The sequence below is a fragment of the Binatus sp. (SeqCode) genome, from assembly GCF_035272065.1.
In the GTDB taxonomy this organism is placed as follows: domain Bacteria; phylum Desulfobacterota; class Binatia; order Binatales; family Binataceae; genus Binatus.
The window spans coordinates 1-12,895 of the sequence record NZ_DATEQZ010000035.1; the positions used below are offsets into that span (position 1 = coordinate 1).

The 12,895-nt window shown below is 60.8% G+C and carries 11 protein-coding genes; 6 read left to right on the plus strand and 5 right to left on the minus strand.

The features are described from left to right. Window positions 1-29 precede the first annotated feature (29 nt). From VJX68_RS05745 to glnA, 3 genes are all read left to right on the plus strand, one after another. On the plus strand, window positions 30-1,478 hold the full coding sequence (locus tag VJX68_RS05745; RefSeq protein ID WP_324094706.1) for an outer membrane beta-barrel protein: 1,449 nt from the start codon (window positions 30-32) through the stop codon (window positions 1,476-1,478). Next, a complete protein-coding gene (locus VJX68_RS19085) occupies window positions 1,430-1,801 on the plus strand; it encodes a DUF1646 family protein (protein ID WP_349255887.1) in 372 nt (123 codons plus the stop codon). Before VJX68_RS05745 ends, VJX68_RS19085 begins: the two co-directional genes overlap by 49 nt. Window positions 1,802-2,011: 210 nt before the next feature. Next, entirely contained in the window at window positions 2,012-3,442 is a 1,431-nt protein-coding gene (gene glnA, locus VJX68_RS05750) for a type I glutamate--ammonia ligase (protein WP_324094707.1), read from the plus strand. Between the two features lie 252 nt (window positions 3,443-3,694). Here glnA and VJX68_RS05755 read toward each other — a convergent pair whose 3' ends face one another. The 5 genes from VJX68_RS05755 to VJX68_RS05775 all read right to left on the minus strand — a co-directional run bounded on the left by VJX68_RS05755 (window position 3,695) and on the right by VJX68_RS05775 (window position 10,095). Continuing rightward, on the minus strand, window positions 3,695-6,292 hold the full coding sequence (locus VJX68_RS05755; RefSeq protein ID WP_324094708.1) for a DUF3458 domain-containing protein: 2,598 nt from the start codon (window positions 6,290-6,292) through the stop codon (window positions 3,695-3,697). A gap of 54 nt (window positions 6,293-6,346) precedes the next feature. Next, window positions 6,347-7,915: an alpha-amylase family glycosyl hydrolase gene (locus VJX68_RS05760; protein WP_324094709.1), complete on the minus strand. Its 1,569-nt coding sequence runs from the start codon at window positions 7,913-7,915 to the stop codon at window positions 6,347-6,349. A gap of 8 nt (window positions 7,916-7,923) precedes the next feature. Next, window positions 7,924-9,084 carry an amidohydrolase family protein gene (locus VJX68_RS05765; RefSeq protein WP_324094710.1) on the minus strand — a complete coding sequence of 387 codons (1,161 nt, stop codon included), beginning with the start codon at window positions 9,082-9,084 and terminating at the stop codon, window positions 7,924-7,926. 104 nt (window positions 9,085-9,188) lie between these two features. After that, window positions 9,189-9,434, minus strand: coding sequence for a putative signal transducing protein (locus VJX68_RS05770; RefSeq protein ID WP_324094711.1), 246 nt, complete (start codon window positions 9,432-9,434; stop codon window positions 9,189-9,191). Between the two features lie 25 nt (window positions 9,435-9,459). Next, complete coding sequence (locus tag VJX68_RS05775) at window positions 9,460-10,095, minus strand: DedA family protein (RefSeq protein ID WP_324094712.1); 636 nt, start codon at window positions 10,093-10,095, stop codon at window positions 9,460-9,462. 290 nt (window positions 10,096-10,385) lie between these two features. On the opposite strand from VJX68_RS05775, the gene VJX68_RS05780 reads away from it, so the two are divergent. The 3 genes from VJX68_RS05780 to VJX68_RS05790 all read left to right on the plus strand — a co-directional run bounded on the left by VJX68_RS05780 (window position 10,386) and on the right by VJX68_RS05790 (window position 12,544). Continuing rightward, window positions 10,386-10,694 carry a hypothetical protein gene (locus VJX68_RS05780; protein ID WP_324094713.1) on the plus strand — a complete coding sequence of 103 codons (309 nt, stop codon included), beginning with the start codon at window positions 10,386-10,388 and terminating at the stop codon, window positions 10,692-10,694. A 386-nt stretch (window positions 10,695-11,080) separates the two neighbouring features. Beyond that, a complete protein-coding gene (locus VJX68_RS05785) occupies window positions 11,081-11,959 on the plus strand; it encodes a phospholipase D family protein (RefSeq protein ID WP_324094714.1) in 879 nt (292 codons plus the stop codon). Between the two features lie 192 nt (window positions 11,960-12,151). Beyond that, on the plus strand, window positions 12,152-12,544 hold the full coding sequence (locus VJX68_RS05790) for a type ISP restriction/modification enzyme (protein ID WP_324094715.1): 393 nt from the start codon (window positions 12,152-12,154) through the stop codon (window positions 12,542-12,544). The last annotated feature ends 351 nt before the right edge of the window (window positions 12,545-12,895 follow it).

Consider the following 12,895-nt stretch of genomic DNA (forward strand, 5'->3'; position numbering starts at 1 on the left):
AAGGCCGCGCATCTCGGAGGGAGGAGATAGTGAACAGAAGGAGAACGACCCGGGGCGTTGCCTGGATTCACCTGGTTGCCGGCGTCGCATTGATTGGATTGCTGTGCAATGCGAATGCCTGGGCACAAACGACCACAACTACGACTCACAGACGTCACCACCACGTGGTCAGCACGACTACAACCACTGTCGCCACTGGCCCCAGCGAGGACCAGCGGCTCAATCAGCTGTCGGGGCAGATGAGCAATCTGCAGAAGCAGACCGACGACACAACCAGCGAGGTGAAAAAGATCGAGGCAGCGATGGTCGTCGCACAGCCGGCGGCTTCCGCCTCGCCGGCCACCATCGGCCAGCACGTCGGCTTGGCTGAGACGAACATCGCCGCCATCCAGAAGAATCTCTCGGACAACCTGGGTATCAGCGTCCACGCGTTGGTCGATGCAGGCTACGAGCATAACTTCAACCAGCCCAACGGCAACACCAACGTGTTCCGCGCGTGGGACGAGGATGGATTTCAGCTCACGCAGGGCAATCTGCACATCGAGCGCGACGGCACGGTTGGATTCGTGACCGACATCAACTTCGGCCAGGTCGCGAACTCGATTTCCGCTGGCACGAACTACTCGAACCTTGCGCACGTGAGTCCGCAGTGGGTCGATCCGACTCAATACTACTTGACCTACACCGCGCCGTTCGGATCTGGCGTGAGTTTTGAAGCCGGCCGCTTCGTGACGCTGCTGGGCGCCGAGATCATTCCGGTTTATAACAACCAGAACTACAACGAGAGCCGCGGCCTGCTGTTTACCTTGGGCGAACCGCTGACTCATACCGGCATCCGCGCCAGCTACACGTTCAACGACTATGTGTCTGCCACGGCCGGTCTGAACAACGGCTGGGATGATCCCGCAGCCAACTCAAACGGCGGTCCGAACTATGAGGGTGAGCTGACACTCAACAACAAGGACAAGTCGCTGAGCCTCGTAGTCAACGGTATCTGGGGGCCGAATGCTCAGCCCGCCACGAGTACGCAGCATTCCAATTCCAATCTGGGCGCGATCGATCCAATCGCGACCTGGAAGCCGTCGTTTGTACCCAACCTGACGCTGCAAGCGGAGTACCTGTATGCGTCGCAGGAGGGTCCAGTGATCAACGGTCACAGCGCTTCGTGGCAGGGTGCGGCGGGGTACCTGGTGTACGATTTCACTCCCGCGCTGGAGGCGGCAACGCGCGCCGAATTTTTCGACGACATGGACGGGGCGCGCACCAACGGCGAGGCACAGACGCTGTGGGAGATCACCCAGACAATCAGCTACAAGATACCCGAAGTGACTGGGTTGATCGCGCGCCTGGAATACAGGCATGACAATTCGAGTCAGAACTCGTTCACGAACAACAATTTCGTCGACCCGGCGACTGGCGCGCAGCATCTGTGGCACGGCCAGGACACCTTGGCGGCGAACTTCATTTACGCCTTCTAACGCTCGGCGGAGGAGTTAACGCGCAGCGATGCGCCAGGCGGCGGGTCCGAAGCGGACCCGCCGCTTCTCGTTTTTGGATTCCCGATCGCTACAAAGCGATCGATCGCGGGCAGAGTGCATGCTACGTCGTACGCCGCGCATCGCTCGATGCGAGCTTCACGCGAAGCTCGCTTGACCGGTGGCGTCGGATCGGCGGCCCGCAGCGCAGATGCGATCGCGCCGGCGCGCTCAGGATTGGGAGCGCAACGTGGGCGAAAATCGGCGTGCCGATGGGCTTGGTCCTGCTAGGCATTTATTTTGCTGTAGTCAAGCTGGTGGGCTGATTGGGGGAAAAATAGTTGCAGAATGCACGGGATCCTTCACAGAGGAGCGAGTGACGCACGGTGTGAAGCTGCTTGAGTATGCGTCAACTGCCTGCTGGATAGGCGTTGCGTTCTTGGAGTTTTCGTGACAGAAAAAAAGATTCAGAGATCGCTCAATCAACAAGTACAAACATGCCGCCCCGTAAAGCGGCCAGGAGGGTTACGGGTTCGATGACGCCTAAACAAGTTCTCCAAATGATCAAGGACAAGGGCGTGGTGATGGTCGATATCAAGTTTATCGACCTGCTCGGCACGTGGCAGCATTTCACTGCCCCGATCTCCGAGTTCAAGGACGAAGCGCCCTTCGATGAAGGGCTGGGCTTCGACGGCTCGTCGATTCGCGGATGGCAGGCGATCGACGCGAGCGACATGCTGGTAATCCCCGACCCGGACACCGCAGTAATGGATCCTTTCACCAAAGATCCAACGCTCAGCCTCATCTGCGACATCTCCGATCCGATCACTCGCGCCCCCTATACTCGCGACCCTCGCAACGTTGCCAAGAAGGCCGAGGCCTACCTCAAATCGACCGGTATTGGCGACACCGCTTACTTTGGACCCGAGCCCGAGTTCTTTATCTTCGACGGTATCCAGTACGAGACCACGCAAAACTCCAGCATGCACCGCATCGAGTCGAACGAGGGCAACTGGAACACCGGGCGCGAGTTTAACGTCAGCGATCCTGGCCGCAACGTTGGATACAAGCCCCGCAACAAGGAAGGCTATTTCCCTGTCCCGCCCAACGACACCTTGCAGGACATCCGCACCGAGATGGTGCTGGAGATGGAGCGGGTCGGCATCCGCGTCGAGAAGCAGCATCACGAAGTCGCCACCGCCGGGCAGGCCGAAATCGACATGCGCTTCCAGCCGCTGGTCAAGATGGCCGACTGGCTGACCTGGTACAAATACATCTGCAAGAACGTCGCGGTGCGTCACGGCAAGACCGTCACGTTCATGCCCAAGCCGATCTTCGGCGACAACGGCACGGGAATGCACACCCACCAGAGCATCTGGAAGGGCGAGACGCCGCTGTTCGCGGGCAACGGCTACGCAGGCTTCTCGGAAACGGGGATGCACTACATCGCGGGCATCCTGCATCACGCGCCGGCGCTGGCGGCGTTCACCAACCCGGGAACCAACTCGTATCGCAGGCTGGTGCCGGGCTTCGAGGCGCCGATCAACCTGGCGTACTCGTCGCGCAACCGTTCCGCCGCTTGCCGCATCCCGATGTACTCGCCGTCGCCCAAGGCCAAGCGAGTCGAAGTGCGGTTCCCTGACCCGACCTGCAACCCGTATCTTGCGTTCTCGGCGATGCTGATGGCGGGAATCGACGGCATCCAGCGCAAGCTCGATCCGGGTCAGCCGCTCGACAAGGACATCTACGCGCTGACTCCGGCGGAGCTGGCCGAAGTGCCCAGCATGCCGGCGTCACTCGACGAGGCACTCGGGAACCTCAAGAAGGATCACGAGTTCCTGCTCAAGGGCGACGTGTTCACGCCCGACCTGATCGAGACGTGGATCGAATACAAGATGGCGAAGGAAGTGAGCGCGATCCGCCTTCGGCCGCATCCGTACGAATTCGCGCTCTACTACGACGCGTAAGCACACCACTGCGCGCCGACAATACGAAAGCGGCGGGCCCATCGGCCCGCCGCTTTTCATTTTAGCGCAGCCCTTACCCAGTTCTAGCAGGGACGCAGTCCCGCATCCCGCGGCGGCGCGGATTTTCTTAATGCTAAGGTGCAGGGGTTACCCCTGCCGAGGGAAGTGTGAAACCCACCGCGGGTTTCACATCAAATAACGTTCCCCCTCTTCCCCTCTGCACCACGCGCCCCAGTCAACGCCGCGCGGAGGTCATGCAGGCTTGTCGCGCGACAGTGCTTCGACCTTTTCGAGCCGCTCTTGCAGCTTCTTGTTGTCGTCGCGCAGCTTGTCGATATCTTCGCGCAATCTCTGGCCTTCCTCGACGCGGCTGCGGCCCTCGCTGATCGATGTGATCGCGTCGTTCGCATGGCGCTGGATGCGGCCGTCGAGGTCGCGGTCCGCCAGGCGCCGCAGCGCTGGCAGCGCCCGCTGATCGCCTATCTCGGAGAAAGCCGAGGGGATGCGCATCCGCACCATGAATTCGCGATCGTCAACCAGCGGAGTCAGGAAATCGAGAATTTCGACGCGGCGATTCTCTTTGAGCGCCGCAAAGCGCGCCAGCGCACCCAGCGCGGCCACACGGGCCCGCGGCGGCCGGCCATACGAGGAATAATCGCGGGCGATGTTGATCGCGCGCTCGTCGCGCAGCTCGGCCATCCCGGACAGAGCGTGCGTTCGTATCACTTCGAGATACGAGTCGCGCTTCAGCGCCTCCGTCAGATGCGCGAACGCGCGTTCGTCGCGCGTCTTGCCGAGCGCGAGCACCGCCTCGGCCTCGACAAAATAGCTTGCGTCGCCGGCGGCGACGACGTCCGCCAGCGCGGACGCTGCGCGCGCGTCGCCGCGAAAATTGCCGAGCGCGCGCACGACGGCGCGTCGCGCCTTCGGATGCGGCAATTTGAGTCCTTCGATCAGCGCGTCGAGCGCGGCGGTCGTGCGAATCGCGCCGAGCGCGGTCGCCGCGTCGGCCTGCACGCCCCAGAATTTGTCGGTGAGCATCGCATCGCGCAGTGCCGCCGTGGCCTGCGGACTGCCCTCGGTGCCGAGCTCGCGTGCGGCTGCAGCGCGCCCGATCGCTTCCGGTGCATGGTGCAGCGTGGCTTCGAGCGCCTCGCGTCCGCGCTTGTGCTTGAGCGTTTTCAGAATGTCGTGCTCAGGATCGAAGCGGACTGCCTTCGGCGCCTTGTCCGCGACGAAAGTGAAACCCTGCTCGCGCTCCTTTAACTCCACGCGATGACGAGTCTCGCGGCCCTCGGCGTCCATCAGTGCAATCGTGACGGGAAAGCTGAACGCATTGGCAATCGTGTCGCCGGTCTTGTGCGTCTGCTTGACCGTGACGCTGAGCAGTTTTTTCTTGTCGTCGAACGAACTCGAGACTTCGATCTCGGGATGCCCTTCCTTGTACACCCACTGGTCGAAGAAAAAATCGAGGTTGCGGCCGGTCGTGTCCTCGAACGCGCGCTGCAAGTCCTGCGTGATGACATTGCCGCCGCGATGCCGCGTGCAATAAAGGTTGAGCGACTTGAAGAATAGCTCGTCGCCCGTGATGCGGCGCAGCATGTGCAGCACCAGGCTGCCTTTCTCGTAGAGATGGCGATCGAACAATTCGATCGGATTGCGATAGCGGTTGCATACGATCGGGCGGCGGTAGCGATTGGAGTCCTCGTCGAGATAGGCCTCGCGATCCTGGCGGACATTCCACGCGAACTCGTCGGGCCCAAGATTTTCTTCGCACCAGAGCGCCTCGAAGTAGGTAGCGAAGCCCTCGTTGAGCCATGCGTGCGCCCAATCGCGGCACGTCAGCAGATCGCCCCACCATTGATGAGCAAGCTCGTGCGCGACCAGCGGATCGCTCTTGAAGTCGAGATGCGCGCGCGCGTCGTGCAGCGTGCTGTCGGTCTGCGTCGTCGCCGAAGTGTTTTCCATCCCGCCGAAGATAAAATCGCTGACCGCGACCTGCGCGTACTTGGCGTAGGGATAGGGCACGCCGATCGCGCGCTCGAAAAACTGGATCATCTTCGGCGTGTTGCCAAACGCGCGGCGCGCGTCGTCCTCCCGTCCGGGCGCAACGTAGTAGGTAACCGGAGTATTGCCGGCGCGCTCCTCGATCAGCGTGAACTCGCCGGCAGCCAGCGTCATCAGATACGCCGAGTGCGGCACGTCATGCCGCCAGTGGAACGTGCGAGTCTTCGCCGCGGCGTCGGCGGAGGTGCCGATCAACGCACCATTTGAAACCGCCGTGAATTTTTCCGGCACGGTTGCGATGATCTCGCTGGTGGTCCGATTGTTCGGGTAGTCGTAGCAGGGAAACCAGTAGCGCGAGTCTTCGTCCTCGCCCTGCGTCCACGCCTGCCGCGGCTTGTTCGGATACGCCTCATCGGGGCCGACAAAATAAAGCCCGCGGCGCGGCTGACTTGCGTAATCGATCGCGACCTCGACTTCCTCGCCCGCTCCCAGAGCACGCGGCAGCGCGATCCGCAGCTTGCCGTCGGAGGTCTCGAAGGTGGCGGGCTCGCCCCCCGCGCGCACGGCCTTGACTTCCAGCTCGGCCGCGTCGAATTCGAGGCGCTCGAGCGGGCCGGTAATCGCGGACAGTCGATGCGTTGCGGTGCCGGAGATTTTTTTCGCGTCGAAGTCGAGCGCGACTTCGAGCTTGATGTGCTTGATGTCGGCGGCGCGGTCGCGCGCCCATTTTGCCTCGACATGAGCCGGCTGAAACGCGCGGCGTCCACGGGCGAAGGCGACCGTGAAGGCCTCGCGATCGCCAAGCTCCATCGCCAATTGATCGAAAAATCGCGGTTTGTGCATGGCCGTGATGTTATGAACCGTGGCCGCCGCGCGCAAACGCGAAAGTTCAGTTTTTCACTTCGTTTCCACGATGACGGCTTCGTCTGCGGCTAGCGTCAGCGGGGACTTCGTGAACTGCGCAGGGCGGGCGGCGAGCGTGCTCAGCAGGACTTTGCCGGCGGGCAGATCGATCGCGCGCGGCTCGGCGGTGAAGTTCAGCGCGACGACAATATGCTGCGCGGGCGTGTCGCGATGGAACACGAGACAATCTTCGGGAGTGCCCTCGAAGGCGCGATAACTGCCCTCGACAATCGCCGGCGTTGATTTGCGCAGTTGGATCAGCCGCCGATAGAGCGACAGCATCGAGCGCGGATCGTTCATCTGGCGCGCGACGTTGACGGTCTTGAAGTCTCCGCAGGGCAGCCACGTCTTGGCGCTCGTGGAGAATCCGCCGTTGCGTGCGTCGGACCATTGCATCGGCGAGCGGCATCCGTCGCGTCCGACCGGATCGCGTTTGCTGCCGGCGGGGATTTCCGTATCGCGCATCCCGATTTCTTCGCCGTAATAAATGAAAGGCGTGCCGCGCAACGTCAGCAGCATCATCGCGGCGACGTGGGCGCGCGCCTCGGCGTCGCCACCGCGCGCGTAGCGCGAGATGTGGCGCGGGAAGTCATGATTCGAGAGCGTCCACGTCGGCCACGCGCCGGGGCCGAAGGATTTTTCCGTCAACTCGATCGCGGCGCGGAAGCGGCGCGTGTCGTACCGTGCGAGTAGAAAGCGGAAATTGAAGCCGAGCTGAAGTTCGTCTGGCCGCAGGTAGTCCGCGAGCCGTTCCTGCTCGCGCGGCCACGTCTCGCCCACCAGGATCCGTTGTTCGTAGCTGTCAGACACGCGGCGAAACCCGCGAATGATTTCGTGAATCTCGGGCCGGTCCGAACTGTAGAGCGGGTCCTGTGAGCCCTCCGCGTACCACGGGATGTCCGGGTCGCGCACGGCGCGCAGCGGATTGTCGCGGAGCTGGTCGTCCTTGATGAGCCCCTGCACCACGTCGATGCGGAAACCGTCGGCACCGCGCTCGAGCCAGAATCTAATGACGCCGTGAATCGCCTCGACTACTTCCGGATTTCGATAATTGAGGTCGGGTTGCTGCTCGAGGAACGTGTGCAGGTACCACGACGCGGTGGCCGGGTCGTACTTCCACGCCGGGCCGCCGAAGTAGCTCTCCCAGTTGCTCGGCGGACGATCGGGAGTGCCGGGAATCCAGATGTACCAGTCGCGTTTCGGATTGGTGAGCGACGCGCGCGACTCGAGGAACCATGGATGCTGATCCGAAGTGTGGTTCGGGACGAGATCGACGATCACGCGAATCCCGCGGCGATGCGCCTCCGCGACCAATCGATCGAACGCGGCGAGATCCCCGAGGTCCGGATGGATGCCGCAGTAGTCGCTGATGTCGTAGCCCCAGTCGTCGAGCGGCGACGGATTGATGGGGTTCAGCCAGATCGCGCCGATGCCGAGCGAGTCGAGATAGTCGAGATGCGCCGTGATGCCGTCGAGGTCGCCGATGCCGTCGCCGTTAGAATCGGCAAACGACCGCGGATAGATCTGATAGAAGACGGCGCGCTGCCACCATTGCAGAGCCATCGCGGCGGTCAGCCGGCGCGCGAGCCCATCATGTCGGCGTAGTTGGTCGCGTAGAATTTTTCCTTCGCGGCTTCCGAGAGATTCGGCGTCGACAGCTCGAAGCGCTTGAGCGGATTGCGCCCGCCCTCGATATGCGGGTAGTCCGACGAGAACATGCATAGCTCCGGCCCCACCTGCTCGACGATCCATCCCACGGGCTCGTGCGGATAGGGCGTGAAGCGGAGATTGCGGCGCACGTAGTCGGACGCCTTCATCGGCAGGCGCAGATATTTTTCCGACTTCACGAACGTCTCCTGCGAGATGTCGAGGCGGCGCAGCCACGGCACGATCCACATCGCACCCTGCTCGATGCATCCGCCGCGCAGCTGCGGGAACTGCTCGAAGATGCCGTCCAGCACCATCGTCGAGAGAAAAATCTCCGGCATCACATGAATCGCCATGAAATCTTTGGAGCGGATGTTCTCGCCGCCGCCGAGAAAGTCGGTCACCGGGCGATCGTTGTTGTGAAATGCGCGCGGAATCGTGCGGCCACCCCCGCCAACGTGGAGCATGAACGGAACGTCGGCGTCCTGCAGCCGCGCCCATACGCCGTTGTAGTCGGGATGCGTCGGAGATTTTTTGCCCGGCGGTAGCGAGGGTATATGAATCGCGGCGCACCCCAGTCGAACCGCCTCGTCGATTTCCTTTTCCGCGAGTTCCGGGATGTCGAGCGGCACAAAGCCGACGGCGAGCAGGCGCTTGTCATCGCGGCAGAAATCGGCGATGGCGCGGTTGTGTGCGCGCGTCCCGCCGTAAAGCACCTCGGGCGTCGAGCGAACCTGGTCGAACTCGCCCCAGAAGTGCGTAATCGCGAAAGTAGTAAAGACCAACTGCGAGCGGAAGCCGAGCAAATCGAGCGCGCGCCTGCGCTCGTCGGGGTCGAACGCGCCGAGCGCTTCCCATCCTTTGCGCAGCATCAGGTTCTGTTCCGCGTCGGCGACGGCGGCGGGATTTTTGTGGCGTTCGTCGGCATGCGCAATCGCCTTCTCGACCATCCTGCCGCCCGAGCCGATCGCGAGCGGATGCAGCTTCGAACGGATGTCGGGGTCGGCGTGGGAAATCAACCAGTCGCGAGTCTCCATGATGTGGCTGTCGGCGTCGTTGAAGATTCGGCCTTCTGCGTATGGCATCGCGATAACCTCGGAGCTCGATGAATTCGCGCGGCAGCGTGCCTGCGCATTTCGGCTTCAAGATAGTGGAGGACAGGTGTGGCGTACAGAGGTGAGCGGAGCGATCACTTTTCCGTAAAGCCGAGGTCGTTCAGGCGATCGCGCGCATCCTTGGCGGCGTCGCGATGAACCATCAGGCGCGTCGGCACGGCGGCTGTGGTGCCGAGCAGCCGCGACGAGCCCGCGTCGAAGACGAATGACTCGATGCCGGCTTCGTTCAGATAGTCATGCGCCATTCTGACCGGCGTCGGATCGATGCTGGCGAAAATTTCCTCGAGCTCGGATGGATCGGGCAGTTCTTTGTCGGACATTTGGTTCCTTTCGATCGTGATGCGGTCATTCGGCGGCGGGCGAAGACGATGTCATGCCCTTCACTCGATTGTAGAGGAGGGCGGCGCCGACGACTATCAACAGTATCGCGATCAATGCGTCGAAGCGATGAAAATACGGCGCGAGATCCTTCCAGTGCTCTCCGAGTTTCATTCCGATGTACGCCAGCGCCAGGCACCATACATATGACCCGATCAGCGTGTAGATGGTGAATGGCAGGAGTTTCATCCGCGAGACGCCCGCGGGAAACGCGATGAACGTGCGCACCACCGGCAGCATCCGGCTCCAGAAGACGGTATGGGAACCCCACCGCTCGAAAAAGCGGTCGGCGATTTCGAGTTCGTGCTCGGCGATGAGGACGTAGCGGCCATAGCGCTGGATGAATGGACGGCCGCCCCGGGAGCCAACGAAATACGCGACGTACGAGCCGAGCAGGCATCCGACGGCGCCCGCGATCGCGACGATGTTCAGGCCGAAGCGCCCCGTCGCGACCAGGTAGCCCGAGAACGGCATGATGATTTCCGACGGCAGCGGGATGCATGCGCTCTCGATCGCCATCATCAGGACGACACCGCCGTAGCCGAGCGCGGAAATCGTCGCGATGATGAGCGCGGACAGCCCGCTTATCAGTTTGTCGAGCATTTCAGACAGAGTGCCATGGCGCGGCGTCGGTTGCGAGGCGTTTGATCCGGGAGGAGCAGGTCGCGAGGGGCAGTTGAGCCATGCATGTTGGGTATTATGGCAGATGTCCGATGACACCGGTTGTCAGAATCTGTCATCCAGACGATGCGAGCATCGCGAGCTGAGGAAGGATCTCGGACAGCTTCGCGCGACGCGAAGCCGGTTCCGGTTCTCACCCGCTCGCAAGAGCGCACCACACGATGACCGATGCTCATTTTTGCCCCTCCGTCTGCTAAGCTCGTCCACCGAAAGTGCATCCGCTCGAAACCTATCTTCGCGATTTGTCCGAAGCGCACTCCGCGGGTGTTCCTGAGACGACTCATTATCCCGCACTTCGCGCGCTGCTCAACGAAATCGGCAGCACGCTCAAGCCGAAGGTACGATGCGTCATAAATCCAAAGAGCAAAGGCGCAGGAATTCCCGACGGCGGGCTCTATACTCCTGATCAATTGCCGAAGGGCGGAGACCCTGAACCGCCGCGCGTCGTGCGACGGGTGAGGGTCAACCGCGCGGCGCGATGGCTGACCAGCGAAGGGTTCGGCTTTCATTTTGGATGCTGAAAGAGAGAGCGTCTGCTAGAGTCCGCATGCATATGTCGTCGTTCCATAAAACAAAGCGCGACCAGATTATTCTCGGCGATTCGCTGGCGTACATGGCAAATCTGAAAGCGGAGCCGATCGAGACTTATCGACGCGCGGACTGGCTTCGACGTAGACGAAATAGGGGTTTGGCGCGTGCTTTGTGAATGTCAAAAGCCCGGAACCATGTACTCGGGGGTGAAGGGAATCGTCGCGGGTCCGCCCGACAAGATAGGACGCCGCTACATCGAGCGATGCGACGCTTGTGAGCGCTTCCATTGCGACGGAGACGCGGGCCTCGAATACGCGAGAATTAGAAGCGGAGGTTGCCGAAACGACGAGCTCGGGCGAGTAGTCTGGACTCCTGCGTGACAGCCGACGCGCAGCTTGTTTCTCTAGTCCGAAGTCCCTGGACTGAAACGCTTGAGAGGCTCGTTTCGCTGGTCGACGAAAACCTGCTGATGGTCAGCCCCTTTATTAAGCGTTCGGCCATGGAACGCGTACTGAAGGAGCTTGACCGGCGGGGGCGCCGTGCCTCGGTTCGCTTAGGCCTTGTTACTGACCTAAGACCCGAGAGCGCCCTTGCGGGGTCCATGGACCTTGACGCTATAGCCGATATTGGTCGAAGCGTACCCGGTTTCGAGCTTACTCATTTGCCAAGCGTTCACGCCAAGGTGTACGTCGCTGACTGCAGGATGGCAGTTATAACCTCGGGAAACCTTACGGATCCTGGATTGCGCGGAAACGTGGAATACGGAGTTGCTTTGGCAGAAGTGGGTATAGTCAAGGAGGTCAGATCAGATTTAGAAAGCTACGCTTCGCTCGGTGCCAAAGTATCTATTGATGACGTAGCGGCACTCTCGGCGGAAATGAAAGACCTGAAGGTACTCTTTCAGGCAGCGGAAAGATCCATACGTGACCAAGCGAGGCGCGCATTCCGAGATAAACTGGCATCGACCAATCTTCGACTGTTGCGTCACAGGGCGAAAGGAAAAACGACGCACGCCATATTCTCGGATACGCTCAGATTCCTACTCGCGAAAGGGCCTCTGCGAACCGACGACCTTCATCCACTGGTTCAGTTACTCCACCCTGACCTCTGCGATGACTCCACCGATCGCGTCATTGATGGCGTGCACTTCGGTAAGAAGTGGAAACATTACGTTCGTAACGCCCAGCAGTATTTGAAACGGCACGGAGAAATTCAGTTCGATGGTGAACGTTGGACCTCGGTCTCACACTCCTGAGCCCGAGACGCTGCTTCGGGAGCATCAAGCGTGATTCCGTTGACAAGAGAAGCAGGATTCAGACGAAAGGTTCTCTTTGCATATGGCAATCGCGGCGTCATCTCGCGTGAGGACGGGGGCTCGCTTGAGCCGGCTAAGGGACATCTCGCCTTGACGGCGGGATGGGGCCATTCGGGCAAAGATGGGGCAGTAATGCCGGGTAAGGGCCTGGCGAAGGTACGTGACTACACGCAGTCTGAGCTGAGTGCGTTGGAGATTGGTGAGAAAAACCTCGGCATGTCGTCTGCTGAATTGGTGAAACTGCTTGGCGAGCAGACGATGGATATCTATCTGAACAACGTCGCGTACTGGAAGAACATCCCGGCGCGCGTTTGGGAATACACGATTGGCGGCTACCAGGTGATCAAAAAGTGGCTGAGTTATCGCGAACGCGAGCTGCTCGGCCGCGACTTGAGTACTGATGAAATCGATGAGGTCACCGCGATGGCGCGGCGCATCGCGGCAATAATCCTGATGGAACCTGCGCTCGACGCGAACTACAAAACGGTGAAAGCCGCTACGTACAATTGGCCGTCGGCCAACTAGTCCCTCGCACTCGGCGGACCTGTCGACCGCGATTTCAGACGGGCTGAACTTTTTGGCCTGATAAAACGATCCACTCCGTGTTAGACTGTTTCGCGTGGATGCTCATCTCCAGATTCATCCGCCGTGCCTCAATTGCCCGATCAAATCCCGACCCGCCGCAGAAACCGAAATTCTACGGAACGAAACTACCGATAGCAGTCCAGTCACGCCAAACCGCAACATATGGTATAAATTGCCTCTTTTCGGCCTTATCGTATTTCCAACAATGACGATAAATCAGGCGGAGCGAACCGGATTCCGCGATTCTCGACCACGTTCTTGGACATGATATGCAGCATACTGTACATATGT